The following is a 26358-nucleotide window of genomic DNA, read 5'->3' as shown; positions in this document are numbered from 1 at the left end:
GCTTAACAAAAGTGTTGCCCTACAGCTGGGTGATCCTGACTAGCTTGACCTCTTTTCTTGGTACACCCGCCCTTGCTGAAATTACCCCCGCTCCCAATGCCACTGGCACCACCGTAGAAACCGTCAACCATCAGTTCAACATTGGTGGCGGACAACGTTCTGCCGATGGCCAAAACCTCTTTCACCTGTTTCGTGATTTCAATGTCCAGCAGGGGCAAACCGCCAACTTTCTTTCTACCCCGCAAATTCGCAACATTCTTGCTGGCGTCAATGGTGGCAGTGCTAGTTATATCAACGGCGTGCTGCAAGTTACAGGCGGAAACAGTCATCTCTACCTCCTGAATCCTGCAGGTATTGTTTTTGGTCCGAATGCGCAGTTGAATCTACCAGCGGCATTCCATGCCTCGACAGCCCAGCGCGTTCACTTTGGCAATGGCCTCTTTGATCTCAATGGTTCAAACACCTACAGCCAACTCAATGGCTCCCCGATTGGCTTTGAATTTGCCAATAGAGGCATCCTAATTAATGAAGGCAATCTTAGGGTCAATGCTGGTCAATCCCTGACCCTGATGGCGCATCAGGTGATCAATACAGGTACCCTTGGCGCAGCAGGGGGCACGGTCAATGTTGTGGCGGTACCTGAATCAGGTCTGGTGCGCATTTCCCAAGAGGGCATGCTCCTCAGTCTAGAGATTCCCAAAGAGCGATTACCCGCCGCAGGCATTATTCAGCCAATTGATCTCCCGACGTTACTCACAGGGGGTAATGGCTATCCTGCCGTCAATAGCGTGATTCAAAATCCAGATGGCACGATTCATTTGGTTCACGACAGTACCAAGATTCCCCTAACCACAAATACAGCAGTCATTGGCGGCACGATTGATGTGAGTCATACCACCAGCGCCGGGGGTAAAATCACCATTGCTGGCCAAGGCAGTAATATTGCTCTGATTAATGCCCAACTGAATGCTGCGGGTAATACAGGGGGCGGCACAATTCTCATTGGTGGTGACTATTTAGGGGGAACAACAGGAACTGGCCGGCTAGGCAGTAGCTTCAATGCGCAAAACCTTTTTGTTAATGCCGGTACTCTTTTGAATGCTGATGCCACCCATCAGGGTAACGGGGGCACAATTATCAATTGGGCAGAGCACAACACACGTTTCTATGGCCAGATCAGTAGCCGTGGCGGTGCGCTTGGGGGAGATGGCGGCTTTGTCGAAGTTTCTGGCAAACAGTTTCTAGATTTTCAAGGCACAGTCGATACCACTGCCCTAAATGGTAACACAGGAACATTATTACTTGATCCGACAAACATATACATCACTGACAGCATGTATGATGTCAACATTACTTCCTCTTCGCCCTTTAAAGCACTATCAAACTCTTATCCAATTTCTGTGTTAACTATAGGAACGCTGTTATCAGCACTCAATTCCACAGACGTTGTCATAACAACAGACAGTACGGCGCTAACTACTGGGAATATCTATGTAGAAACCTCAATTTCCAGCAGCTCGACAAACTCACTCACGCTACAGGCTGATAATGATATCATCATCGGCTACCCCATCTCGCTTCAGGGGAGCTTGGTATTACAAGCAGAGGGAGTGATTCAAAATCAATCATCCTTCAATAATCCAATTAATATCAGTGCAGCAAACATTAGTGCCAATGCTCCCATACAAACTAATGGCGCCAATATCACCCTCCAAGCTAGTGGCAATATATTCCTTCCTTCTAGTGGCAATGTTCTCAGTACATCAGGTGGAAGTATTAATCTACAGAGTAGTGGGGGTACGATTTCCCTTGGAGGTTTAGTTAATGCATCTGCAGGCAGCATTCAATTCAGTGGTAACACAGCTCTACTGAACTCAACGAGCTTTTCAGGGAAAAATATTACATTCAATGGCAATATCAACGGCAATCATTCTTTGAATATTGACTCAACAGGTCAAACCGTAGTTTTAGGAACAATCAACACTGCAAGTCTAAGCATCAATGCTCTTGGTGATATTCAGCTGAACAATGTCACCACTAGTTCAGATATTAGTCTAGACTCTGTACTTAATATTACTGCTGGTAATTTGCAAGTAACTCAAAGTAGTGGTACTATCGGCGTAGTTGCTTTTAATGACATCACTCTCGGCAACCTAATCAGTGCAGGCGGAGCGATCGCAGTCTTTTCAAGAAGCGGGGGTATTTCAACTGGCAATATCAACAGCAACGGTGGTTTTGTTTATCTTGATTCCATAACTGACATAACAACTGGCAATATTACGACTCACGGCGGTGATTTGGCTGCTGTTGCCTACAGGGGTGCTTTAACAATAGGTAATATCAATACAGCTGGCAGTGGTGGCAATGTTACACTGTTTGCGCCTACGATTACGACGGGTGATATCTTCACCAACGGTGGTAACTTCTTAGCTTGGACTGGTGATTTCCCTATTCCAACCTCTAGAGGTACGATTGATCCAATTCCGGATGATGATGATGATTTAACACTGCCTGATCTATTCACTAACCTCCAGACAATACCCAGCGGCAACTTAACGCTGGGCCATTTGACGACTGGTGGTGGGGATGTCAACCTAAGGGGCGGCAATCTAGTTTTCAACTGGATTAATGCTGGGGCGGGCAGTGTTGATATTTATGCGCAAAATTCACTGCGTGGCTTGGGTACGTTTGTTTCCAATGGTGTACCTACCACGATATGGGGTGACTCAGTGAATATCCTTATCAACAATGCTACTCCATTTTTAGTGGGCAATTCCGAAAAGAATGGAACTGCAGGGGCAATTCAAGCCGAGGGATCGATTATTCCTGTACCCACAACACTTTTAGGTCTTGTGGAGGTCGGAAATATTCGTTTTGAAAATACAGGTAAAAATCTTGCCGATAGGAGCTTCGTTCCTTCTGAAAAAATCAATCCTCTCTTAGAACCCCCTACACCAGCCATCTCCGATCCCCTTAAAGTACCTACCGCTCCCCCTGAAATTCTCTTGACTAGAGATATCGAGACTGCCCTAGCTAGCAATAACATTGAGGGTGCGCTGGCGTTACTCGATCTACGGGGCTGTCAAGAAGTCAGCAGTTACCTACAACGTACTTGTGATAGGCAAGATTTCTCCCTTGAGGATTTACAGGCAGCCCTCAATGAAATTGCCAAGCAAACAGGTAAAAAGCCAGCGGTCATTTATACCCTAGCCCGGCCTGACCAATTTGATCTCATCTTGGTTACCCCAGAGGGGAAGCCGCTTTATACACCCCTACAGAACGTGGGACGTGAACAGTTATTGAAAACAGTGGATACTTTGACTAACAGGGTGCGTGATCCACGCCTGATCAATACCCGTACTTATCTACCGGCGGCACAACAGCTTTACCAATGGTTGATTGCCCCCTTGCGTGCTAACTTGAATGCCCAGGGCATTGATACACTGGTCTTTGTTCTAGACAGTGGTATGCGTAGCCTTCCCTTGGCAGCGCTCCATGATGGTCAAAACTTTCTTGTAGAGCAATTTAGTACGGCGCTGGTTCCCAGTATAAGGCTCATAGATATTCGCTACCGCAGTATTCAACGGGAACCCATCTTAGCAATGGGGGCATCGGAATTCCCAGATCAGTCCCCCTTGCCGATGGCGACCCTAGAGGTGGCGCAGATTGTTAAAAACCTAGGAGGAGGCCAAGCCTTTCTCAATGAGGCCTTTACAATTGCTAATTTTAGACAACAGCGCCGTCAAGGAATCTATCCTGTGATCCATTTGGCCACTCACGCTGAGTTTCAACCGGGGGCTGCAGAAAATTCCTACATTGCTTTTAGGGATGGGCGATTGAATCTTTTGCAGTTCCAAGGCTTACAGCTTAACCGTCCCCAAGCAGAATTGTTGACCCTCAGTGCCTGCCGCACGGCGGTTGGAGATTTGGATGCAGAACTGGGGTTTGCAGGTCTGGCGGTACAGGCGGGGGCGAAGTCGGTGCTGGCCAGTTTGTGGTATGTCAGCGATGAGGGGACGTTGGCGCTGATGACTACTTTCTACGATTTGTTAAATACGGTACCCATTAAGGCCGAGGCGCTACGGCAAGCGCAGCTAGCAATGCTGGGCGGCAATATTCGCATCCAAGACAATGAACTGCAAACAATTCGTGGCCGCATTCCGTTACCCCCAGAAGTTAACCAAGGGGCTGGTCGTCGTTCCCTCGATCATCCCTACTACTGGGCTGCCTTTACCATGGTAGGGGTTCCATGGTAGGGATAAACTAACGCTCGAGACGGGCAGTAGCAAAAATCTCTTCCAAAATCTCTGAGGCTCCCTGTTCCCGCAGCTTCAAAGCAAGGCGCGTCCCTAGTTCTTCTGCACTGGCAGGCTCCCCTGTAAGACTGTCTTTGACAAGGCGTTGGCCATCGAGACTGGCGACCAATCCTGTGAGGGTGAGTTGACCATTTTCAATCACCGTATGCACCCCAATGGGCACTTGACAGCCCCCTTCCAATTGCCGCAGGAAGGCTCGCTCTGCTAAGCAACGGGCTGCTGTTTCTGGATGTTCAAGGGTCTTGACCAAGGCTAAAATGTCGGGATCGTCGGCGCGGCATTCAATGCCCAAGGCACCCTGACCGACAGCATAGAGGGACACTGTTGCGGGTAAGACTTGGCTAATGCGATCGCCAAAGCCCAAACGCCGCAGGCCAGCTACCGCCAAAATCAAGGCATCGTATTCCCCAGCATCTAATTTGGCCAAGCGAGTATTTAGATTGCCCCGCACATCCTTAAACGTGAGATGGGGGTAGTGGTGGCGCAACTGTGCCAAGCGACGCAGTGACGAAGTACCAATGACCGTGCCTTCAGGTAGGGTATCAATGGTGTGTCCTGTCCATTTTGCACCTAAAACAAGGGCATCTGCTGGGTCTTCCCGCTCAGTAATCGCGCCTAAAACTAAACCAGCGGGCAACTTGGTGGGTAAGTCCTTGAGGGAGTGAACGGCCAAATCGGTCTCACCCCGCAGCATTGAAAGTTCTAGCTCTTTGGTAAAGAGGCCTTTATCGCCAATTTTGGCAAGGGCGACATCAAGGATATTGTCTCCTTGGGTGGTCATGGTCACCACCTCAAAGGCGCGATCGCGATGATGGGCTTGTAACTGCGCCTGTACCCATTCCGTTTGCACAAGCGCCAGTTGACTTTTGCGGGAACCAATGCGAACCGGGCGGGAGGAGGTGGCAATCATAGGGTTGAGTGTGCAGCGGACAGCATCCAGCCATTATAGGTTGCGGGGATCCCAAGGGGCAAGATCAGGCATTTTCGGGGTGAGTACAAGCAGCAATAATCGCTGCCGCGCCACCAGAGACCACTTGAATGGGGACCCCTAGCGCTTCCTCTACAGTGGCTAAAGACACATCATCGAGAAAAACGGGTTCATCGTGCTTGAGCATCAGACTGGGCAGAAGCAGGCGATCGCCCAAGGGTTTGCCCTTCAGGTGATAGATCAAATCATGGCCGGTTAATAGCCCTGTCACGGACATCTGCTGTCCCCAATAGTCGCTAGCAAGGGCATAGAGATCAAGGCGCAGGTTCTCAATTTGGTTAAGGCGAGCCACCAAGGGTGCAAAGGCCTGTTCCACGGTATTACCCACCACCCAACTCAGATGACGCGGCTGCGGTAAGCGTTGGGGAAGCTGTTGGGCGTGAAGCTCAAACTCTTCTAAAAACAGGCGAATCGTTCCCACACCATTACTGAGTTGCGGATAGTCCTGATAGTGGGCGGCGGGGGGTAAGGGCGATCCGGCAATCAAGAACCATTCATCTGCTAGCCAAGCAAAGGGGGTTTGCCACTGCTGTTCAAACCGCTGTTGGAGTGCCTGTACCCGTTGAATCACCGCTTGGGCGTGATCAGGGGTGACGGGAATCAGTTCATCCTCAGCAGGGCGAAAGCGAGTCAGCCCCACCGGCACCACTGCCACTGAAAGCACGGTTGGCCATTCAGGATCATAGAACTGGGCTAAATCCCGCAGTGTTTGCTCGAGGCACTCGCCGTCATTAATCCCCGGACAGACAACCACTTGGGCATGGAGTTGCAGCCGTTGCTCTTGAAACCAGCGCATCTGTTGCAGAATTTCCCCCGCCCGTGGATTTTTCAGTAGGCGTTGGCGAACACTGGCTACTGTGGCATGGACAGAGACATAGAGGGGGGAAAGGCGCAAGCGGGCAATGCGCTGCCATTCTGAGGGAAGCAGGTTCGTCAGGGTAATGTAGCTGCCGTAGAGGAAACTGAGGCGGTAGTCGTCATCTTTGGCGTAGAGGCTTTCCCGTTTGCCGGGGGGCTGCTGATCAATAAAACAAAAGGGGCAGCGATTGTTGCACTGCATCAACCCATCGAAGAGGGCGGTGGTAAACTCCAGTCCTAAATCTTGATCAATGTCTTTTTCAATTTCGAGAACATAGGTTTGGCCGTCTTTCCCTAGCACTTCTAGGGTGAGGTATTCCTCGGCACAGAGAAACCGATAATCAATCAAATCGCGGGGGCGATCGCCATTAATGGCCACCAACGCATCACCGGGTTCAAATCCCAACTCAGCGGCAATGGAGCCGGGTTCCACAGCAGCCACAACAGCCGGGCGAAGGGCGCGATCGCTCATGGTTGATTGTTGAAAAGAGGGGGGACAGTCAGCAAAACTTCTTTATCTTGTACTGTACCTTAGGCAGCACAGCCGCTTCCAACTCTCAGGATTCTCAAAGCAACCATAGGGTTGATATAGTGGTGTTCTACATATTTCTAAAAAATGTTAACGAGGACGATGATGGGGTCATTGGGGATTAGCTTTACCGTTGGTGCAGGTAACTTTGTCCCCTTTTATGGGGTATTGCTGCTGGGTCTTGTGGCGGCCGTGAGCATTGGCCTCATTGCATGGTACAACTCGAAGCGTCCCCCCGGTTGGGAAAATGCCGATCGCCCCAGTTTTATTCCCAAGTTGAATCTCGAAGAGTCTGAGTCCAATCCCACCCCTGATGAGACAACAGATTCGTGAAGCTCTTTCGGATTCTTTTACGGGCAGCTTGGCCGACGATTGTTGCGGCAGCGATCGCTGGACTTCTCAACGGTGGCAGTACGGCTGCGCTCATTGCCCTGATGAATGCCGCCCTGCAGAAAACCCCTGCCCTCCAGCGCCTCTTACCTTGGGGATTTATTCTCCTCGGAACCCTCCTACTGCTGACCCACTTTAGCTCTCAAGTGCTCCTGGTGCGGGCTGCCCAACAGGCGGTTTATGAAATGCGCCTCTTCCTCAGCCGCCAGATTCTCGCTTCACCCCTACGCCAGTTAGAAGCCATTGGCAATCCGCAACTCCTTGCGACGCTGACAGAGGACGTGGATGCCGTTTCCCGTTCCTTTTCCGTCCTGCCCAATCTTTTTAATGCCATTGCCATTGTTATTGGCTGCCTGATTTACATGGGTTGGTTGTCGCCGCCCCTCTTTTTTGCCCTTGTGGGCTTGATTGTCGTTGGTACTGGCAGCTACTTGTTTCTAGCGGGCAGAGCACGCAAATTCCTAGAGCGGGCACGGCAGCAACAGGATCACCTTTTTCAACACTTTCGGACACTCACCGAGGGCAACAAAGAACTCAAGCTCAATCGGCAACGGCGGTTGGCCTTCTTTTATCGGGAATTGGAACCCACGGCTCAGAAAACCCGGCAGCAAAACGAGCTAGGGTACATGGTCTTTGCCATTGCTGCCAGTTGGGGGCAGTTGCTGCTGTTTGTCACCATTGGCTTCTTTCTCTTTACGCTGCCCCATTTGCTAGGAGCCACACCCACAGTTCTCTCAGGGTATGTTCTGACGATCATTTACCTCATGCTGCCGATGCAGCAGCTGATTGATGCGATTCCTGTCTTTAGCCGTGCTAGGGTTGCCCTGAAAAAAGTGGAATCTTTGCAACTCAGCCTTGGAGATCCGCACCAAAACCTCAACGATACAGGCGAACTCCCTCCCCTTGGCTGGAAAACCCTCTCTCTGCGGCAGATCTGTCATCAGTACCGCAGTGGCCACGAGGATGAACCTGCGACCTTTACCCTCGGCCCTTTGAGTTTGACCGTGCAGGCTGGGGAACTCCTTTTTATTGTCGGTGGCAATGGCAGCGGTAAATCCACCCTAGCAAAAATTATTACTGGCCTGTACATTCCCGATCAGGGAGAAATTTGGGTGGATGATCACTGTTTGCAGCCTGAGGACTACGAATGGTATCGCCAACACTTTGCCACTGTTTTTAGTGACTTTTATCTTTTTGAGTCACTGTTGGGCATTGAGTGCCCCGAACGCCTTGCAGAAGTGCCAAGTTACCTCGAAAAATTGCGCTTGAGCCACAAAGTTTGCCTAGAAGGTAACCGCTTCTCTACGACATCTCTTTCCCAAGGGGAGCGCAAGCGTTTGGGGTTGTTGATGGCCTATCTCGACGATCGCCCCGCCTACCTCTTTGATGAATGGGCAGCGGATCAAGATCCTGTGTTTCGGGAGATTTTCTACCGCCAACTCCTACCCGAGCTAAAGGCTCAGGGCAAAACGGTGTTTGTGATTAGCCATGACGATCGCTACTTTGACGTGGCCGATCGCCTGATCAAACTCGACTATGGCCAACTCGTGACCTAGGTAAACTGCTGACTGAGCATCAAGGGGTTATGCACCGTGATTTTCTTTTTGTGAATTGAGATCATTTTTTGATCCCGAAGTTCCCCGAGAAGGCGAGTTACGGTTACCCGTGTCGAACCAATGGCCTCGGCGATCGCCTGATGGGAAAGCTTCAAATCCACAGTGACTCCCGCACTCGTGGGAATCCCAAAATCACGGCAAAGAATCAGCAAAAAGCTCACCAAGCGGGATCCCATATCGCGGTGGGCAAGGGTCTCGATCATCATCTCCGTTTGCAGGATCCGCGATGACAGCCCCTGAATCATAAACATCGGCAAATCGGGATCCTCGTGCATCGCCTTTTCCACCTGTTCGATGGGAACGGCCAATAGCTCCACATTCGTAAACGCCACCGCATGGTAAAAGCGATCGGAGCGGGTGCCCGTAATCAGGGACAGCACCCCAAATACGGTATTTTCCCGCAGCAGTGCCACCGTAATTTCCTCGCCCGCTTCATACACCCGTGAGAGCTTCACTGCCCCCTTGAGGAGAAAATAGACCTTTTCCGCTGGATCTCCCGGAAAGAAAATGGTTTTGCCGCGTTCGTAAGTTTCAGTGGTGGATGGAAACAGGCCACTGGCCATGTGGCGAAAGACGGGTGCTAAGGGTTGATCTTTATTCATGAGTCGTGTGTCAATCCAAGGTGGTTTAACTGGTGGTGTGGCGATCGCATAGGGTGCTGTCGGCATTGATATCCCCCCAACAATGCAACTCTCTCAACGCCAGCGAATCTTGCTCTGGGTGAAGAGTTCAGCATTGACAGATTAGTAAAACCAATTCAGGGGCATTTTTTTGTATCATGCCACACTTTTTTTCGAGAGAATTAAGGGCGGACGCAAAAGCAAGTACCCTAATGCTCCCAAGAGGGGGACAAGGCTCCACCAGCGCCACGGTGACTTTTCCAGTCCTCGCCGTTGCCAGTCATCCACTAGTAGCACCGGCAAGAGCAACGACAGGAGGCAAAAGTCTAGGCTCATCACATGAATAAAGCGGCTGGTTTGCCACTGCTGCCAAAAGTCTGGCCAATTACCGCCAACCAAGCCATAGCCAAGAAAGCCCACAGCCAATAAACCAATGACAACGGCAGTGAGCCGTGATTCCCAAAGGCGTACCCCCCGATTGAGTTCTCCGCTAAAGATCGGTGCTGGCTGGCGCAGGATGAAGTAAGGTAACAGGGCAAACGCACCCACGGCAAAACTAAAAGCCGCAAATGGCCACGCGGGAAATCGCTGTTCTTGACCATCCACCACCAGTAATGCGGTATAAATCAGTGGCCAGACGCCCATCAAATTAAAAAGACTGACAATGAGGGGGTTAATGCCTTGCCAGTCTCCCGTTGCTAGCCGTTGAATAAGTGTCAGTGTTTGCGGTTGATCGGGGGGGGCAAAACCAAAGCTATAGACAATCAATCCCAGCCACAGAGCCGCAAAGAAAATCCGCATACCGCCCTAAGCTAAAACCGTTTCGGGTACCCCCGCTTTTTGCAGTTGCTTCGTAAATTGCGGCAGCACTCGCTGGCACTGGCGGATAAAGGCCTCTAGCCAACCTTGCAAGTGCTCTAGCTGCTCCTCACTGAGAAACACATCGCGGCTGGACTGGTAGGATTGACAAACCACACGACCATCATTAGTCACTGTAAAGTCAGCAAACCAACTGCTGTAGGGACGAGTCCCCCGCCAATAGTTGGCCACAATCATCTTGCCAAGGTATTTCTGGGCGATATCGCCAATTTTGTTAAAGTGTTCTAGCACTTCCGCCAAGGTGAGGACTTTTGCTGCGGCGCCTTTTGTTTCTTCAAGCTGCGGCAGGGTAATGTCTGTCAGTTCTTCGCGAGGCTGTCCCCCCAGACCCATGAGGGCAAAGAGTTTTTGTTCCAGATTGGCGAGGTAGCTATTGTAGGTTTGGCCGTTGCGGCTCAGGGTTTGGTGCATCCGCACAATGAGATCAATTTCTGCCAACTTAGTTGCCGCCAAGGATTCTAGGCGTGCCAATTGATCGGCAAAGGCTTGACTGTCACTTTCGGCACCACTTACGGTCAACCCAAGGGATTCAGCACGCTTTGCAAGGAGACGGCGAATGTAATAGCGGGTCATGGGTGTGAGCGACATAGTCTGAACCTCAAATGCAGCCAATGTGGAACACAGGCGGAATGTAAACTTTTGTAAATCAGCTTAACATGTCTCCTGCTGTATTGCAAAATGTAAACATTACACTTACTGCAGCAAATTTTAGCAGCAGTAAAAACTCACTTCAGACAAAAGTCAGTTCATTCCTCCTGTCTATTTATCAAGGTAGGAGACAAGGGGTACTTTTTTGCCAGTAATTTCACGGAAATTTACTTGTGCGTTGGCAAATTTAATAGAACTAAAATCAGCTAGGATTACCGAGTTTTAGATTTTTGTGGGGGTGGCCAAGTCTTGACCTAAAAAAGGGCGGGGCGATCGCCCCCCTATCACAATACGCTTCAGCCTTAATCAGATGCTAGCTGGCGCTGACCAACTCCGCTAAGCGTTTCGAGACCACAGCCAAGTGTCCTTTCTCCAGTACCTCATCGGCGTCGAGAACATTGAGTGCCATGATGATCCGTGCAATCAGACCCGTCCAGCCGGTTTGGTGACTCGCACCTAGTCCTGCGCCATTATCCCCATGGAAGTATTCATAAAACAGAATTAGATCACACCAGTGGGGATTGCTTTGGAATTTTTCGGTGCCACCATAGACCGGTCGCCGCCCCGATTCATCCTTGAGGAAGATACTGGCCAAGCGGCGGGCAATTTCTGCCGAGACCTCCCAGAGGTTGAGCCAGCGGCCTGAACCGGTGGGGCATTCCACCGTAAACTCGTTGCCGTAATAGCCATACATTTTGCGGAGGGCTTGCACCAAAAGGGCATTCACGGGCATCCAAATGGGGCCACGCCAGTTGGAGTTACCGCCAAAGAGGCCGGTGGTGGATTCACCGGGTTCATAGCTAACGCGATAGGCCTCGCGGCCGAGTTGGAAAATATAGGGGTGATCGTAGTGGTAGCGGGAGAGGGCACGGATGCCATAGTCACTGAGGAATTCACTCTCATCCAACATGCGGGTGAGAATCCGCCGTAGTTTGGCCTCGTTGACGGGCGAGAGCAACCGCCGTTTTTTTACACCCGGGCGATCGATGGGGTTAATGTTGGCCAAAAGCTCAGGGTGGCGGGCATTAAAGGCAGCAATGCGTTCCCTAAAGGTGGGTAGGGAGTCCAGCAACTCTTCCGAGAAAATGGCAGTGGCACACAGGGGCAGCAATCCCACCATCGAGCGTACCTTCAGGCGCTGGGCACGACCATCGGGCAGCCGCAGCAGGTCATAGTAAAAGCCATCTTTGTCATCCCAGAGTTCATCTTTCTGGACACCAATGCGATCCATCGCTCCGGCAATGTAAACGAAGTGCTCATAGAATTTGCAGGCAATATCCTCATAAACGGGATTGTGCTGTGCTAGCTCCAGCGCCATAGAGAGCATATCGAGGGCAAACATTGCCACCCAAGCCGTACCATCCGCCTGCTCAAGAACACCACCCGTGGGTAGGGGCGCACTGCGATCAAAGACGCCAATATTGTCTAAACCAAGGAAGCCACCCTCCATGACGTTGTTGCCGAGGGAATCTTTGCGGTTGACCCACCACGTAAAGTTGAGCATGAGCTTGTGGAAGACACTCTCAAGGAAAGCCAAATCGCCTTCGCCTTTTTTCATGGCTTTGTCCAAGAGATAGATTTGCCACGTGGCAATCCCATGCACAGGCGGATTCACATCACCAAAGTTCCATTCGTAGGCGGGAATTTGACCGTTGGGGTGCAGATACAGTTCATTCACCATCAGCTTAAGCTGCTCTTTGGCGAAGTCGATATCCATCAGAGCTAAGGGCGAGCAGTGGAAGGCCAAGTCCCAAGCGGCAAACCAAGGATATTCCCACTTGTCGGGCATGGAGATAATGTCGGCGCTTTCAAGGTGGAACCACGATTTGTTGCGGGTAACGATGCGCTCTTCCACATCGGGGGGCAGCGCTTTATCTTCCAGCCACTGCTTGACAGGGTAGTAGTAGTACTGCTTTGTCCACATCATGCCGGCAAAGGCTTGACGAACCACATTGCGCTGATCAGCCGTGCAGTCACTGGGGATGAGGTGATCAAAGAAGAGATCCGCTTCGGTGCGGGCTTGGTTGAGGCGATCGCTAAAGGCATTGCCAAAGCTGAGGGGGCTACTTTTGGCAGATGCTAGGCGTAGTTGAATGATCTCAACCCCTTGGGCGGCAACTGTGACTTGATAGTGGGCAGCCACCTTGGTGCCGACTTTGTCGGGGTTGACGGCATTTTGCTCACCATTGATCAGGTAGCGGTGAAAGGCATCCTTAACGTAGGGCGAGGCATTGGGCTGGCCAAAGAGCCGCTCAAAGTTGGTTTCATTCTCGGTGAAGAGGAAGGGCACCGGGCGATCGCTCACAAATTCATACTCTCCTAGCTCCCCATGGCGTGCCCGTACCAGTGTCGCATCCATTTGCTTCAGTTCTGGTTTGGCGAGAACCTTGTCCGGTGTCCAACTCCACGTATTGCGGTACCAGAGGGTGGGCAGAACGTGCAAATGGGCAGCTTCGTTGCCGCGATTGTGAATGCTGATTTGAATCAAAATGTCATTGGGAGCCGCTTTGGCATATTCGATGAAGACATCAAAGTAGCGATCGCCCTCAAAGACCCCTGTATCCAAGAGTTCATACTCCATTTCAAAGCGGCTGCGGTGGCGGTTGGTCATCACCAGATCAATGTAGGGATAGGCAGCTTGGGGATACTTGTAGAGGTATTTCATGTAGGAATGGGTGGGCGTACTGTCGAGGTAAAAGTAATACTCTTTAACGTCCTCCCCATGATTGCCTTCATTGTTGGTTAAGCCAAAAAGCCGTTCCTTGAGAATTGGATCGTTGCCATTCCAAAGAGCCAAGGCAAAACAAAGCCGTTGCTGTGCATCACAAATGCCACCGAGGCCATCTTCACCCCAACGGTAGGCGCGCGATCGCGCTTGATCATGGGAAAAATACTCCCAAGCATTGCCGTCGGTGGAATAGTCTTCCCGTACAGTGCCCCACTGCCGCTCGCTCAAGTAAGGTCCCCAAAATTTCCAAGGGTTGGCTTGGCCATGAACTTGATTGAGTCGTTCCAGTTCAGGATTGACAGGAGAAACCATTTTTAACCTCGCTTGTTATCTCAAAAATTCCATAAAGGCTTACAAACTTATATGAACTTAAGCGAAAACTCTTATAAATAAAAAAATGAAAAGAAATAAAGAGCTTAAGCTCATAGATTTTGAGTATAAGCAAAATATCCTAAATTCCAAGAAAGGAAACATTAAGGTTTAGTAATCTGCTAGGGCAGATATAGCCCTTTCCTGAACTAGGGGGACATCTAGGAATCCAATCCGCTACAGTAGGAGTTGTCGCAGTGTTGAGCGTCTTCGTGAAAGAGGTAGTACCCGACCCAGATTTTGCTTGACCTGATGCGCGGCAAGCCCCGGTATTTATGCCGGCGGCGAAGGATAGTGCGGATGGCGGCGGCATCCTAATCATGGTATTGCCACTGAAACCCAAGGTGGCCTACGGCAGGGCATGCCGGCAAGATACAAGCAGCGGTTAGAACCCGCCGAAACGATTGCGCAGTCATCCCCGTTGTAGGAATCTGCGGCTTTCAGGCCGGGGAGGAGGTCAAGTCTTCTCCAATCTCTGCTATGATGAAAGTAAGGGTTAGTTGTTTGCTCGTTAAACGTAGATTGTTTAGGAAGCCATTTCTCTAGGCATCTAGGTAAAAAGCAGTCGTAACCATCTTTGCTCTAAGGGAGCAGCCTACAGGGCTCAACTCCACTTTGAGTTTGTCAATGTGTTCGAGAGTTTTATGACATCTGTTTCTTCGTTGCCTGCGCGCCCCCTGCGTCCCAATTGGGGGGTGATTTTTTTTATGGGCATTGTGCATTTGGGAGCGTTGCTGGCATTGGTACCGGGGCTGTTTTCCTGGCCGGCTGTGCTGTTGTGTGTTGTTCTCTATTGGGTGTCTGGAGGCCTTGGCATCACCCTAGGCTGGCATCGCCTGATCACCCATCGCAGTTTCCAGTGCCCGAAATGGCTGGAATACTTTTTTGGCTTTTGCGGCAGCTTGGCCTGTGAGGGTGGAATTATTGAATGGGTTGGCCTGCACCGTAATCACCACCTCCACTCCGATCAAGAACTGGATCAGCACAATTCCCAAAAGGGGTTTTGGTGGTCGCACATGGGTTGGATGCTCCAAGAAGTGCCCGCCAAGGCAGAGGTAGAACGCCTCACCAAGGACATTAACACTGATCCGGTGTATCGCTTTTTGAATCAGTACTTTGTGCCCATTCAAGTGGTTTTAGGGGTCTTGCTGTATCTGTGGGGGGGACTGCCCTTTGTGGTCTGGGGTATCTTTGTCCGCCTTGTGCTGGTGTATCACCTCACGTGGTTTGTCAATAGTGCCACCCATAAATTTGGCTACCACACCTTTGAATCGGGCGATCGCTCCACAAATTGTTGGTGGGTTGCCCTGCTGACGTTTGGCGAAGGCTGGCACAACAATCACCACACCTACCCCCATTCGGCACGTCACGGTCTGCAATGGTGGGAATTTGATATTACGTGGATCACGATTCGGGCATTGCAAGCGATTGGTCTGGCTCAAAAGGTGCGGCTCGTGGAAGTCCCCACGAATCAGTAACAGCCCTTAAAAGGGGTACTGGAGTTCCGCCTCTTGCCAAATGCGGATCAATTCCCTCGCCTCTGGGTAGAGGGGATGCGTGGGGGGGATGAGTTCGGCGGTGGCGATCGCCTGCTGGTTGTCCCGCCCCACCCAATAGCGCGCCTGCTCCAAGATATTATTGCCCCACTGCACAATCAACTGGTTGGCGGTGGCATAGACACTGGAGTTGGGGGAGATTTCTTGGGCAATGGCAATGGCAGCAGCAAAGTCGCGATCGCGCCCCCCTCGAGCACGGCGCTGGGCTTCATTCAGGCGAGCCATCTCCGGATCAAGCTGCCAGCTCACTGCTGCAGTTGCCACGGGGGGAAAGAGTTCTTTGAGGCGATTTTGAGCCGTTTCATAGAGGGCACGCTGGGGACGAATTCGCTCAAGGAGTTGGCGGGCTTGCAGCAGGGCTTCAGGGGTGCCTTGGCGGGCAAGGGCGTTGGCCTGATCGATCAGGGGTTGATCCTCAGCAATCTCGATTTGACGTTGCCACAGCCGTCGCTGATCGCGGATTTGGTCTTGGCGGTAGGGACTCGCGTCCGCCAAAGGAATGTTGAGGCGGTTGAGGGCAAGGTAGAGGTGATCCAGCGTGCCGCCACGGGCAATGGCTTGCGCTTCTGCGAGGGTTCGCAGTACCTGCAAATCTGTTTGCCAGCGCCGAATGGCCTGCTGGGCTTCAAAGTAGAGGGGGCGTTCTGCCGTAATCGTCCGCGCTTGGGCAATGGCTCGATCAATGTCCTGTCCCATCCCCGCTTGAGCAAATTCTTCCGCTGCGGCTAGCTTGGCTACATCCTCAGCGCTGCGGGCACTCCTGACATCACGGGGAATTAAACCAGCAATGCGCCTTGCCTCTTGGGGGTCATAGCGATTCAGAGCCGCCACTGCTGATGCAAGTAACTGTTCACCCAACTCATTGAGCAATCGCCGCGCACCGGGATAAATATCACTGGTGGGGGGAATTCGCCGCACAATTGCAATGGCAGCGGCCAAGTTATCGGCTCCCCCCTGTGCCACGAGGGCACGGGCTTCATCCAACTGCCGATCTTCCCGTTGGGCACGGATAATCCGCTCATTAAAGGCGCCAAACTGATCCTGTGCCCAATAACGACAGGCAACAAATTGCAACTGGAGCGAGATTTGAAAAGCTTCTCGCCATTCGAGGTTTTTTAGGGCGGCTTCGGCGCGCTGGTAGATGCTCTCCCCCTCTTGCCAAATTTCCTGCCAGCGTTGAATGCGTTCTTCCACCTTGGTATAGGCTTGGACATCCCGAGGAATCCACCGCGCAAAGGCGATCGCCCGATGTAATTGCCCCTCATGAAAGGCTACCTCTGCCAAGGCCAAAACCTGATCTGACCACGCTTCTAGGCGGCGATTAATCTCAGGGGCAAGGGGATGATCGCGAGGCAAGTCATCAATGAGATCAATGGCATGGAGCAAATCTTCAAGGGTGTGTCGCTCCGCCGCTTGTTGGGCGCAGTAGAGGCGAAAGGAGGCCGATGCCAAAGGCCAAAGGACAAAATCACAATTGCCGGGAGTCGTCGGTTGCCGCAGCAGCAGCCACAGGGATAGCCCGGAAATCCCGACGGAGGTGAGGAGGGAGAGGCTGGCCACCACTTGCCAGTGTTGCAACCAAGGTAAGCAGGCATACCACTGCTTTTGGACAAGGGGGACTAGACGATTGAGTTGGCGCGATCGCCCACCAAAGCGTTTTAAGATCGCGATCACTGCGGTTGATTTAGTTTGATCCTGCACCGTCTCCCACTCCCCAACACTCCCTATTGGCATCCCTAACTGTGAGCACAATGCCCAGTGACAGCCCTTTTCTTAGGCGTTAAGGAACTGAAATGTTCCCGACACTCACTTGCGCAGTGTTGCCTAGGTTCCATCCTTGGGAAAAGGGCTGTACCTAGGGAATGGCCGAGCCTTTCAAAATTATCCTAATCAATTTAGAGCGAGAGCTAGACCCAAGACAAACTCAACAAACTAACTGTTCGCCGTTTCACTGGGGGTTGTCGCTTCGCTCGGGGCAGGCGATTGGGAGGCCAGATTGCCTCGGTTAAGGGCTTCTTGCAACTTGGCTTCATCCTCTTTTGACAGGGAGGTGCGCAGGACTTTACCGCCAAAGGGAGCAATTTCCTCAAGGACTTTGTCGGGTGTGGCTTGACGCACCAACGTAAAGATGGCCGAGCTGCCGGGGGCAATGGTTTGTCCCAATTCCTTGATGAAATTATCGTCAATGCCAATATCGGTAAATTTGCCGGAAATCGCCCCGGCCACAAGACCCGCAGCCCAGCCCAAGAGGGGATTGAAGAACAATAGACCAATGAGCAGCCCCCAAAAGCCACCGCCAAGGGCCCCCTGGAGGGTCAAATCCTGAGTCTGGTTGATTTTAACCTTGCCATCTTTGGTGCGCACGACAACAGCCGCGTCCTCAAGGTCAATGAGATGCTCACGCTGGAGTTTTAATAGCTGGATTAATACTTCGTTCGCCTTGTACTCATCATCAAACGCAATGACCACTAAGGTACTCATAACTTTAGGTCTCCCTACGAATGTGGGTCATAGAACCGCTCCTACCCTAGCATTGTCATTAGCAGGTTGGGATTGCGGTATTGTAGCTAAGGGACGAAGCAAGGTCTTTGACAGCCCTTTTCACGGTAAGATAGCGAGACCATGAGCACGCCACAAACCTACACTGTGACCATTCACGTGCGTCCCCTCAAGCCGGGGGATCCCCCCACGCGGACGTACACAATTACTGTTCCGAGCGATCGCTATATCCTGCAATACGCTGAGAGCCAAGGCCTTGAGTTGCCCTTTTCCTGTCGTAACGGTGCCTGTACTACCTGTGCCGTGCGCATTCTCTCTGGCCATGTCTATCAACCTGAAGCCATGGGACTCTCCCCCGCCCTGCAAGCCCAAGGCTATGCCCTCTTGTGTGTCAGCTATGCCCGCTCTGACCTTGAGGTAGAAACCCAAGATGAAGATGAGGTCTATGAGCTGCAATTTGGCCGCTACTTTGGCAAGGGACGGGTACAGCTGGGGCTACCCCTCGATGAGGACTAGTGATCCATGACAGCTGTGAGTTGCCCACTGCCGGCGAGTGAGCGGCAGCGCTATTTAGAAATTGCCACGGAGGCAGCCTTGGCGGGGGGCGCTGTCCTGCAGCACTATTGGGGCAAACTGAGTGAGATTGAGGAAAAGGGGCGCTCTGGTGACCTCGTCACGGTGGCCGATCGCCAGTCAGAAGCAGCGGTACTGGATGTCATTCATCGCCATTGTCCAGACCATGCGGTGCTCGCGGAGGAATCGGGTCTTTTGGGACTGAAGGATAATCCATTTCTGTGGGCGATTGATCCTCTGGATGGCACCACCAACTATGCCCATCAATACCCTTTTAGTGCGGTGTCAGTAGCTCTCTTAGTAGAGGGAGAACCCCACATTGGTGTCGTCTATGATCCCTTTCATCGCGAACTGTTTCGCGCTGCTACAGGCCTCGGTGCCACCCGCGATCGCCAGCCCATTCAGGTTTCCACCACCGCAGAACTGAGTCATAGCCTTTTGGTCACGGGCTTTGCCTACGATCGCCGTGAAACCGAAGACAACAACTATGCGGAATTTTGCTACCTGACCCATCTCAGCCAAGGGGTACGGCGGGGTGGCGCGGCAGCCATTGACTTGGCCTACATTGCCTGTGGTCGCCTTGATGGTTATTGGGAACGGGGTCTGTCCCCTTGGGACTTAGCGGCTGGTGTGGTTCTGGTTCGTGAAGCTGGGGGCGTCGTCACTGCCTACGATCAATCCCCTTTTCAACTGACATCAGGGCGGATTTTAGCGACGAATGGGTATCTCCACACTGCCCTGAGTGAGGCACTCCTGCGGGTAAAACCCTTGGGCTTTTCGTTTCTGCCAAAGGGAGGTTAGGCCTCTAGGCGTATCGCTTCAGCTAAACACGTCCGTACCTGTAGGGGTTGATAGAAATTGGTTTGTTGGAGATCCACCTTAGACTGGGCAGTGAGGAATAGCAGCGCCCAAAAGACCCCCACAGGATCGGGTTTGCGCCGCAGTAGCTCTTGGAAGTCTAGCCATGTCCCTTCGGGAGCCATTTCTCCGAGGAGACTTTCTACTTCGTTAGCTATCTCCGTCAGGTTTTCTTGGTGCGCCAGTTGGGTAATTGCCTTGAGGGTTGTGGGACGGCGACGCCGCCGCGGTTGATGCGGCCGCAGCACCTTTGCACGGTCGTTCTGAACTGCCATGGTTTTCAGGTGGGCAATCAATTCCTCAAGGGTGACGCGGCGCCGTTGTTGGGGGGGAGCCACGGGGCGACGATGCAAATGCTGCTCTAGGGCATGGGGCAAGACCACAAAGGACTGGTTTTCACTGATCTCTGGCGGTTCTGCGAATTCTGTTTCCTCGGGCATCGGTTCAGCAACTGCAACTAGGCGATCGCTCTTCAGGAGCACCAGCATCGCTGCATACAAAAAGGCCTGCCCTGATTCACTGAGATTGGGTTCCCCCCGCCGTGTCAACTCCGCCAAACAGCGATCGAAGACCTCAATCACTTGAATATCCCAAGGGTCAATTTCCCCCCGCTCAGCCAAGTCAATCAAAATGTCAATCGCGGTATCGGCAAAGGATTGGCTCATGGTTGGCTGACCACTCGTTGTTGTCTATCTTAGGAGGCTTGGCAGCCCCTATCCAGAAAAAGGCTCAGCAATGGGAATCGTAAAGTGAAACTCACTACCGCGATCGCGCCCCGCCGACTCCGCCCAAATTTGCCCCCCCAAATTGGTAATGATCTGGCGACAGATCGCGAGACCCAAGCCCGTCCCACCCGTAGAGCGCCGCAGTGCTCCCTCCTCCTGATAAAAGCGATCAAAAATCGTTTCCAAGCGATCCGGCTCAATACCGCGCCCCGTATCGGCAACCGTCACTTCCAATAGACCATCGGGACGAGGCTTGGCAGCAATGGAAACCTGACCCGACTGTTCCGTAAACTTGCAGGCATTATCGAGTAGCTTCGAGAGCACCTCCACTAGCCATTCGCCATCTGCTCGGATCAAGGGCAATTCCTTGGGCAAGACTGTGCGAATGGTCGGTAGTTGATCCTTGGGGGTGCGCAGACTACTGAGGGCTAGATCCACCAGTTCTTGGAGGGGGAGGGGTTCCGGTCGCCACTGCACCCGGCCACTTTCCAACTGCGAGAGGGTAAGGAAGTCCTGAATCAGTTTCCGCATGCGTTCAGCATCAGCGAGAGCCGTACTCAACATCACCTGCCGCAGTTCTGAATCCATATCGGGTTCACTCGCTAGACTTTCGAGGCAGACTTGAATAGTCGAAAGGGGCGTGCGCAGTTCATGACCCGTAATTGCAATCAGATTACTGCGGGTGCGATCTAAGGCCTCCAGTTGCGCGTTGAGTTCCTCCAGATCTGCGTAGGCCTCCGCCTGAATCAGGGCAACCCCCACTTGGGTGGCGATCGCCTCCACTAATTCTGCGTCCATATCGTGCCACGGCAGCGGTTCGCCTCGGTGGAGTTCAACAATGCCCAACAGCCGCCCTTGATAGAGAACAGGTGCCAGTAGGAGGGCTTTGACGCCGGCGGCCTCGAGGGGTTTGAAACGGGTCGCCTCGTAGTGGGGATCGGCGGCTACGTCATCCACCTGAATCACCTGCTGATGCGCCAGTGCCTGCTGGGTGTAGGGGTGTTCACTCACGGGCCAATACTGGTACTGCAATGGCAGTAGGGCACCGCTGGTGTACTCGTGCTCAATGCGCACGCGAGTATCGGTACTGCGGCAACGGTAAATGAGACAGCGATCGCCCTTGAGGGCTTCCCCTAGTTCTGCCACCGCACGAGTGAGAATTTCTGTGGGATTAAGGGAGTTGCGAATCGCCGTGGTAATTGCATTGGTGAGGCGTTCCTTGCGCTCTTGAATGGCAATTTGGCGGTAGGCCTTGATTTGCTTGTACTGCCCAGCTTGGAGATAGGTCACTAGGCGATCGGCAAAGGGGGCAGGATCACTATTGCACCCCGCCACTTGGCGATAGGTCTCAACCCATGCCAGACCTTCCTTGAGTTTCTCCTTCAGTTCAGGGCGGTACTCCCGAATACGGTTGAGGAGGATTTCAGCGGTTGTCGCTGCCACCTGCCGATCAAAGGTCCAAATGCCCTCAAAACGACGCGCCGCATCCATCGGCGGCAACACATCCAAGCGCTGGGCAGGCGATCGCTGGACTTCGCGGCAGACCAAGCAAGTGCTGTAATTTTTGCCCAAGACGGTCAAATGCCATTCTTGACTGAGGGCATCGGCGGGATCAAAGGCAACCGTTTCATAGTCTCCCGAGCAGTTCTTAAACTCGGTTTCCGGGGCAGCCAAAACGTAAACGTGGTGGGACTTGGTGGCAATACGGCGGTAGCGATGGGCTTCTTGGCGATAAAAGCGTTCCCGCTGAAAGCAGGCAATAATAATCGGCGCATCCTCATTGGCCAAAACCTGATCCTCCATTGCATGGGAAAGCGCCGTCAGCGATGTCTTGAAGTACAGTTGCGATCGCAAGCGAGGCAACCGCGCCAACAACTCCTCAAGAACAGATGTGGCAATGATCCTGCTGGCCATGGAAGGGTGTGAATAAGAAGATGCCCTACGGTACCATTATCGGCAAATCCGCACCAGCGAACCTATTGAAATTCAGTTCGAGCGGCTGTACCTAAGTCAACCAACGGCTGAATTGCTGGAACCTTCAATCTTAAACTTTTGTTAAGAATTTTATTGATCGGCAGGGCTTATGTGTAGTTTTCTATACTATATTTAAGCAAACCTCAAAAGATCAGCTCCTCTAGCACCGGGGATCAACAAAATCCTCATCATTGCAATGGTTGCTTACAGTGTTCCCAAAAGCGCTCCGTGGAAACACCCATGGCAAAGCAAGAGGGGTGTAGTAAGTTGGGTTTCAGAGAATAAGGTGAAAAAGCTGTGACTGCCCGTATTTCTGCTGTCCCTAGTGCTGGTCATCGTCGGTATGATCCTGAGGCGATCGCCCGCTACTACTGGCGACATCCTTGGCGAGTTATCTGGCGGTTCCTGAACATTGCGGTCTCTTTCCTAACATTTTGGCTGTTATTGCAGTGGGACAAGTGGTTAGGGCAACAGGAAAGTCAGCGTCCCCTGCGGGCAATGCAACTGCGCAAACTCCTAATCCGTTTAGGCCCAACCTTCATTAAAGTCGGTCAAGCCCTCTCCACTCGCCCCGATTTGATTTGTCCCGACTACCTCGAAGAACTGACGCTCCTTCAGGACAAATTGCCCCCCTTTGCCAATGAGATTGCTATTGCCATTATTGAGCGAGATCTGCGCTTAAACCTAGGGGATATTTTTGCCGAATTCTCACCCCAACCGGTGGCCGCCGCCAGTCTCGGCCAAGTCTATCGAGCCAAACTCCACAGTGGTGAAGAAGTGGCCGTCAAGGTGCAGCGTCCCAACCTTTTGCCCGTGATTACCCGCGATCTCTTCTTGATTCGCCTTTTGGTGCAGTGGGTCAAGCCTTGGCTACCGATTAACCTCTGCCATGATTTGCGAGACATTGTCGATGAATTTGGCCGCAAGCTCTACGAGGAAATTGACTACCTCAATGAAGGGCGCAATGCCGAGAAATTTGCTGCCAACTTCCACGATGATCCCACGGTCAAGGTACCGAAAATCTATTGGGAATACACCACGGAGCACGTGCTTACGCTGGAGTGGATCCATGGCATTAAACTCACCCGTACGGATTGTATGGTGGCGGCGGGCGTCAATCCCGATGAGCTGATCCGTGTTGGCGTGATTTCTGGTTTGCGGCAACTCTTGGAATTTGGCTTTTTCCATGCGGATCCGCATCCGGGGAATCTGTTCGCCATGCCCGATGGCCGTATGGCCTACATTGACTTCGGCATGATGGATCAACTGGAGGAGAGCACTAAAGAATCCTTGGTGGATGCCGTCGTTCATTTGGTGAACAAGGACTATCAAGCCTTGGCGACGGACTTTGTCAAACTGGGCTTTTTGACCCCGGAAACGGATATTACGCCGATTATCCCTGCCCTTGAGTCGGTCTTTGAAGAGGTGATTGGCTCCAGTGTGCGGGAATTCAACTTCAAAGTGATCACCGATCGCTTCTCCGAGTTGATGTATGCCTACCCCTTCCGGGTTCCCGCTAAGTTTGCCCTGATCATTCGCTCTCTAGTCACCCAAGAGGGCATTGCCCTGTGTCTCAACCCTAACTTCCGCATTGTTGATGTCAGCTATCCCTATGTGGCACGGCGTCTGCTGCAAGGAGAATCGCCCCAACTGCGGCGACGGTTATTGGATGTCCTCTTCAAGGATGGTCGTCTGCAGTGGCAACGCCTGGAAAACCTAATTGCGATCGCCCGGCAGGATCAGCACTTTAACCTCGCGCCAACCGCCACCTTGGGCTTGCAGTATCTCTTTTCTGAGGAGGGGCAGTACCTGCGGCGGCAAATTGTGCTAGCGTTAACCGAAGATGACCGTCTCCACACCGAAGAGGTGCAACGCCTTTGGAATTTGGTCAAGTCTGATCTGCGTCCGCTCTTCTTGATTGATGTGGCATGGGAAGCCCTCAAGGCCTCTGTCTCCCACACGCTCGGTAAAGAAGAAGACAGCAATTCCTTGGTGGTGGCCAGCTAAGGGTTGGCAGCGGTTATCAACGTTCCTGAGTGTCCAAGAAGGATTAGGTATCCCGTGTTTGATCCACCCATTGTCTTGCTACTGGCGGGTATTTTTATGGGGTTGACCAGTGGTAAAGCCTTTGAAGCCACCCTCAAGCAGAGTGTCCAAGAATGGAACCGCAGTCGTTCCACCCGTGTTCTGAGTCAATTGCGCGGCCCCCAACTTCAGTTGCCCTACTTGGGGATTTCCATTGGTATCTGGCTCTTCCTGATGGCGGGATTGTGGACCTATGGCTTTGGTGCAGGGCTGAGTATGGTCATTGCCTTTGTGCTGACGATCGCCACCGCCCTTTTGGTGTGGTATCAACTGGGGAAAGTGCTGACCATTTTAAGTACGGGTGGCTCCCGTGCCCTTGATCTCGATGCCCTTGAGGCCAAGGAATAGTTTTTTATAACTCCTAAAGGAGGCGTTGTGGATTTACTGACCCAAGTGGATGAACTGATTGCCAACGCCCCCGATGACCCTGCGACTGTGGCGGCGGTACAGGCGATCGCCCCCATTCTCTACGAGGAAGCCCAGCGCTACGGGCAAACGGTTTACTACGTCCTGCAAACTCCCGATGGTCAGTGGCAGGTGATTACCCTTGAGGAACAGCAGCCCCCCCACCAGCAAAAAAATGTGATCCACGCCTACGGTAGTGAAGCCATGGCTCAAGAGGCCTGTGATGAACAAGTGATCCCAGTGCCCATGCCAATTATTCCCCTTTTGTTTCAACTGTTGGCGGCAGAGCCAGTGGATAGCCTGATGATCCTTGAGGCGGATGGCGAACGAGGCTGGGAAGTGGGGCGAGAATGGTTACTAGCTCAAGTGCGCGCAATCCTCAGTGCTCCCCCGGATATGGCCTAGGACGGAAGCTGCTCACCACGAATCGCCAAGTCTAGCAGTTGCATCGGGTGGTAAATGGGCACGGAGCTACTCTGCTCTTGGAGATACTGCCGCAATTGCACGGTGCAGCCCACATTGGCTGAGACAATGACATCAGGGCGAGTATTCAGCAGGTTGCGTACCTTTTGGCGTCCCAATTCCGCTGCGACATCGGGTTGAAGAATGTTGTAAACCCCGGCACTGCCACAGCACAGGGCTGCATCGAGGGGTTCGCGCAGTTGCACTTGGGGAATTTGTCGCAGCAGTTGCCGCGGTTCAAGGCGAATTTTTTGGCCGTGGATCATGTGGCAGGCATCTTGATAGACCAAGGCCAAGGGGCGATCGCCCAAGGGGTGGAGCGGTGTCACCAAGCCCTGTTTGACCAAAAAGACCTGCACATCCTCCACCTTTTGCACAAAGTCACGGGCGCGATCGCGGTACTCTGGATCGGCAGCCAAAAGGCGATGATATTCCTTGAGGGTGTGGCCACAACCCGAGGCATTGATTAAAACCGCATCCACATGAGCGGCAGTAAAACAATTAATCATCTGGCGAGCAAGGGTTTGCGCCTGATCCTCTTCCCCTTGATGATGGGGCAGGGCACCACAGCATCCCTGTTGCGGCGGCAGCACCACCTCAAAGCCATTGGCACTTAACACGGAGATCGTGGCTTCATTCACTTCCGGCAAAAAGAGCCGTTGGACACAGCCCAGAATCACCCCCACGCGGCCACGCTGTTTCCCTTGGGCAGGCACCACTTCAGGCCAGCGATCGCGAAATGTTTTGGCTGAAAGGGGCGGTAGCATTTGATACATGGCCGCAAGGGACTTGGGCAAGAGCCGTTTCAGGAGTCCCAGCCGCTTTTCGAGATTGGCCAAGCCTAGTTTTTGGTAGAGCCAGAGCGGCCACAGGAGGGCACGCAGCCGTTGGGGATAGGGCAGCGTTTGGAAAATCAACTGCCGCAACCAGCGATCGCCCACGGGCCGCTGATAATGGCGCTGCACTTGAACCCGCGTGGCAGCAATCAACTTATCGTACTCAACCCCCGATGGACAGGTGGTGACGCAGGCCAAGCAACCCAAACAGGAGTCAAAGTGCTGTACGACATCCGCCAGTTGCACCTGTTCCTCATGAATGGCATCCATGAGATAGATACGACCACGGGGAGAGTCCATTTCCGTCCCCAGTACCCGATAGCTAGGACAGGTGGATAGGCAAAACCCGCAGTGGACACAGGCATCAATCAGGTGTGGATCAGGAGGCGACTGCGCATCAAAGCCAGCCACAGGATCAGTTGCAGTCATTCGTAAGTATTGAAA

At 52.5% G+C, this 26358-nt stretch carries 20 protein-coding genes; 9 read left to right on the top strand and 11 right to left on the bottom strand.

Annotation, left to right across the window (positions count from 1 at the left end):
- Positions 1 to 44 precede the first annotated feature (44 nt).
- Positions 45 to 4256: a CHAT domain-containing protein gene (locus RHH27_RS10015; RefSeq protein WP_302678194.1), complete on the top strand. Its 4212-nt coding sequence runs from the start codon at positions 45 to 47 to the stop codon at positions 4254 to 4256.
- A 7-nt stretch (positions 4257 to 4263) separates the two neighbouring features.
- Here RHH27_RS10015 and hemC read toward each other — a convergent pair whose 3' ends face one another.
- Together hemC and RHH27_RS10005 are read right to left on the bottom strand one after the other, a co-directional pair.
- Positions 4264 to 5226, bottom strand: coding sequence for a hydroxymethylbilane synthase (gene hemC / locus RHH27_RS10010; RefSeq protein ID WP_302678193.1), 963 nt, complete (start codon positions 5224 to 5226; stop codon positions 4264 to 4266).
- Positions 5227 to 5290: 64 nt separating this feature from the next.
- Complete coding sequence (locus RHH27_RS10005) at positions 5291 to 6634, bottom strand: TIGR03279 family radical SAM protein (protein WP_302678192.1); 1344 nt, start codon at positions 6632 to 6634, stop codon at positions 5291 to 5293.
- A 144-nt stretch (positions 6635 to 6778) separates the two neighbouring features.
- On the opposite strand from RHH27_RS10005, the gene psb35 reads away from it, so the two are divergent.
- Positions 6779 to 7024 (top strand): photosystem II assembly protein Psb35, encoded by a 246-nt coding sequence (gene psb35, locus RHH27_RS10000; RefSeq protein ID WP_315862889.1) that lies wholly within the window; start codon positions 6779 to 6781, stop codon positions 7022 to 7024.
- A complete protein-coding gene (locus RHH27_RS09995; protein ID WP_302678191.1) occupies positions 7021 to 8637 on the top strand; it encodes a cyclic peptide export ABC transporter in 1617 nt (538 codons plus the stop codon). Before psb35 ends, RHH27_RS09995 begins: the two co-directional genes overlap by 4 nt.
- Here RHH27_RS09995 and ntcA read toward each other — a convergent pair.
- The 4 genes from ntcA to RHH27_RS09975 all read right to left on the bottom strand — a co-directional run bounded on the left by ntcA (position 8634) and on the right by RHH27_RS09975 (position 13884).
- On the bottom strand, positions 8634 to 9299 hold the full coding sequence (ntcA, locus tag RHH27_RS09990; protein WP_190278317.1) for a global nitrogen regulator NtcA: 666 nt from the start codon (positions 9297 to 9299) through the stop codon (positions 8634 to 8636). The genes RHH27_RS09995 and ntcA overlap by 4 nt on opposite strands.
- Positions 9300 to 9473: 174 nt before the next feature.
- On the bottom strand, positions 9474 to 10118 hold the full coding sequence (locus tag RHH27_RS09985; RefSeq protein WP_302678190.1) for a DUF2834 domain-containing protein: 645 nt from the start codon (positions 10116 to 10118) through the stop codon (positions 9474 to 9476).
- A gap of 6 nt (positions 10119 to 10124) precedes the next feature.
- Positions 10125 to 10784 carry a hypothetical protein gene (locus RHH27_RS09980; protein WP_302678189.1) on the bottom strand — a complete coding sequence of 220 codons (660 nt, stop codon included), beginning with the start codon at positions 10782 to 10784 and terminating at the stop codon, positions 10125 to 10127.
- A gap of 373 nt (positions 10785 to 11157) precedes the next feature.
- Positions 11158 to 13884 carry an MGH1-like glycoside hydrolase domain-containing protein gene (locus tag RHH27_RS09975; protein WP_302678188.1) on the bottom strand — a complete coding sequence of 909 codons (2727 nt, stop codon included), beginning with the start codon at positions 13882 to 13884 and terminating at the stop codon, positions 11158 to 11160.
- Positions 13885 to 14585: 701 nt separating this feature from the next.
- On the opposite strand from RHH27_RS09975, the gene RHH27_RS09970 reads away from it, so the two are divergent.
- Entirely contained in the window at positions 14586 to 15419 is an 834-nt protein-coding gene (locus tag RHH27_RS09970; protein ID WP_302678187.1) for a fatty acid desaturase, read from the top strand.
- Positions 15420 to 15425: 6 nt separating this feature from the next.
- On the opposite strand, the gene RHH27_RS09965 is transcribed toward RHH27_RS09970, so the two are convergent.
- Both RHH27_RS09965 and RHH27_RS09960 read right to left on the bottom strand, forming a co-directional pair.
- Positions 15426 to 17198: a hypothetical protein gene (locus RHH27_RS09965; protein ID WP_302678186.1), complete on the bottom strand. Its 1773-nt coding sequence runs from the start codon at positions 17196 to 17198 to the stop codon at positions 15426 to 15428.
- A gap of 231 nt (positions 17199 to 17429) precedes the next feature.
- On the bottom strand, positions 17430 to 17978 hold the full coding sequence (locus RHH27_RS09960) for a DUF1269 domain-containing protein (protein ID WP_206200010.1): 549 nt from the start codon (positions 17976 to 17978) through the stop codon (positions 17430 to 17432).
- Between the two features lie 141 nt (positions 17979 to 18119).
- Here RHH27_RS09960 and RHH27_RS09955 point away from each other — a divergent pair, with 141 nt between their 5' ends.
- Together RHH27_RS09955 and RHH27_RS09950 are read left to right on the top strand one after the other, a co-directional pair.
- Positions 18120 to 18512, top strand: coding sequence for a 2Fe-2S iron-sulfur cluster binding domain-containing protein (locus RHH27_RS09955; RefSeq protein WP_225901556.1), 393 nt, complete (start codon positions 18120 to 18122; stop codon positions 18510 to 18512).
- Between the two features lie 6 nt (positions 18513 to 18518).
- Positions 18519 to 19370 (top strand): inositol monophosphatase family protein, encoded by an 852-nt coding sequence (locus tag RHH27_RS09950; protein ID WP_302678185.1) that lies wholly within the window; start codon positions 18519 to 18521, stop codon positions 19368 to 19370.
- Here the strand turns inward: RHH27_RS09950 and RHH27_RS09945 are convergent.
- Positions 19367 to 20092 (bottom strand): segregation/condensation protein A, encoded by a 726-nt coding sequence (locus RHH27_RS09945; RefSeq protein WP_302678184.1) that lies wholly within the window; start codon positions 20090 to 20092, stop codon positions 19367 to 19369. The genes RHH27_RS09950 and RHH27_RS09945 overlap by 4 nt on opposite strands.
- 48 nt (positions 20093 to 20140) lie before the next feature.
- Positions 20141 to 22066, bottom strand: coding sequence for a DICT sensory domain-containing protein (locus RHH27_RS09940; protein ID WP_302678183.1), 1926 nt, complete (start codon positions 22064 to 22066; stop codon positions 20141 to 20143).
- A gap of 357 nt (positions 22067 to 22423) precedes the next feature.
- On the opposite strand from RHH27_RS09940, the gene RHH27_RS09935 reads away from it, so the two are divergent.
- From RHH27_RS09935 to RHH27_RS09925, 3 genes are read left to right on the top strand one after another with little or no spacing between them, the layout of a single operon-like run.
- Positions 22424 to 24133 (top strand): AarF/ABC1/UbiB kinase family protein, encoded by a 1710-nt coding sequence (locus RHH27_RS09935; protein ID WP_206200006.1) that lies wholly within the window; start codon positions 22424 to 22426, stop codon positions 24131 to 24133.
- A 54-nt stretch (positions 24134 to 24187) separates the two neighbouring features.
- Positions 24188 to 24559 carry a hypothetical protein gene (locus RHH27_RS09930; protein ID WP_149818994.1) on the top strand — a complete coding sequence of 124 codons (372 nt, stop codon included), beginning with the start codon at positions 24188 to 24190 and terminating at the stop codon, positions 24557 to 24559.
- 27 nt (positions 24560 to 24586) lie between these two features.
- Positions 24587 to 25021: a hypothetical protein gene (locus RHH27_RS09925; protein WP_206200005.1), complete on the top strand. Its 435-nt coding sequence runs from the start codon at positions 24587 to 24589 to the stop codon at positions 25019 to 25021.
- Here RHH27_RS09925 and RHH27_RS09920 read toward each other — a convergent pair.
- Entirely contained in the window at positions 25018 to 26343 is a 1326-nt protein-coding gene (locus tag RHH27_RS09920) for a (Fe-S)-binding protein (RefSeq protein WP_206200004.1), read from the bottom strand. The two genes, RHH27_RS09925 and RHH27_RS09920, sit on opposite strands and share 4 nt — an antisense overlap.
- Positions 26344 to 26358: the final 15 nt, after the last annotated feature.

It is taken from the genome of Thermosynechococcus sp. PP555 (genome assembly GCF_031583225.1).
Lineage (GTDB): Bacteria > Cyanobacteriota > Cyanobacteriia > Thermosynechococcales > Thermosynechococcaceae > Thermosynechococcus.
This window is presented reverse-complemented; position numbering and strand designations above follow the sequence as displayed.

Bases quoted from the DNA above. Each gene is read 5' to 3' on its own strand.
- psb35 (WP_315862889.1), top strand. From the start codon at position 6,779: ATGTTAACGAGGACGATGATGGGGTCATTGGGGATTAGCTTTACCGTT.
- RHH27_RS09950 (WP_302678185.1), top strand. From the start codon at position 18,519: ATGACAGCTGTGAGTTGCCCACTGCCGGCGAGTGAGCGGCAGCGCTAT.
- RHH27_RS09970 (WP_302678187.1), top strand. From the start codon at position 14,586: ATGACATCTGTTTCTTCGTTGCCTGCGCGCCCCCTGCGTCCCAATTGG.
- hemC (WP_302678193.1), bottom strand. From the start codon at position 5,226: ATGATTGCCACCTCCTCCCGCCCGGTTCGCATTGGTTCCCGCAAAAGT.
- RHH27_RS09960 (WP_206200010.1), bottom strand. From the start codon at position 17,978: ATGAGTACCTTAGTGGTCATTGCGTTTGATGATGAGTACAAGGCGAAC.
- RHH27_RS09920 (WP_206200004.1), bottom strand. From the start codon at position 26,343: ATGACTGCAACTGATCCTGTGGCTGGCTTTGATGCGCAGTCGCCTCCT.
- RHH27_RS10005 (WP_302678192.1), bottom strand. From the start codon at position 6,634: ATGAGCGATCGCGCCCTTCGCCCGGCTGTTGTGGCTGCTGTGGAACCC.
- RHH27_RS09980 (WP_302678189.1), bottom strand. From the start codon at position 10,784: ATGTCGCTCACACCCATGACCCGCTATTACATTCGCCGTCTCCTTGCA.
- RHH27_RS09940 (WP_302678183.1), bottom strand. From the start codon at position 22,066: ATGGCCAGCAGGATCATTGCCACATCTGTTCTTGAGGAGTTGTTGGCG.
- RHH27_RS09985 (WP_302678190.1), bottom strand. From the start codon at position 10,118: ATGCGGATTTTCTTTGCGGCTCTGTGGCTGGGATTGATTGTCTATAGC.
- RHH27_RS09975 (WP_302678188.1), bottom strand. From the start codon at position 13,884: ATGGTTTCTCCTGTCAATCCTGAACTGGAACGACTCAATCAAGTTCAT.
- RHH27_RS09955 (WP_225901556.1), top strand. From the start codon at position 18,120: ATGAGCACGCCACAAACCTACACTGTGACCATTCACGTGCGTCCCCTC.
- RHH27_RS09945 (WP_302678184.1), bottom strand. From the start codon at position 20,092: ATGAGCCAATCCTTTGCCGATACCGCGATTGACATTTTGATTGACTTG.
- ntcA (WP_190278317.1), bottom strand. From the start codon at position 9,299: ATGAATAAAGATCAACCCTTAGCACCCGTCTTTCGCCACATGGCCAGT.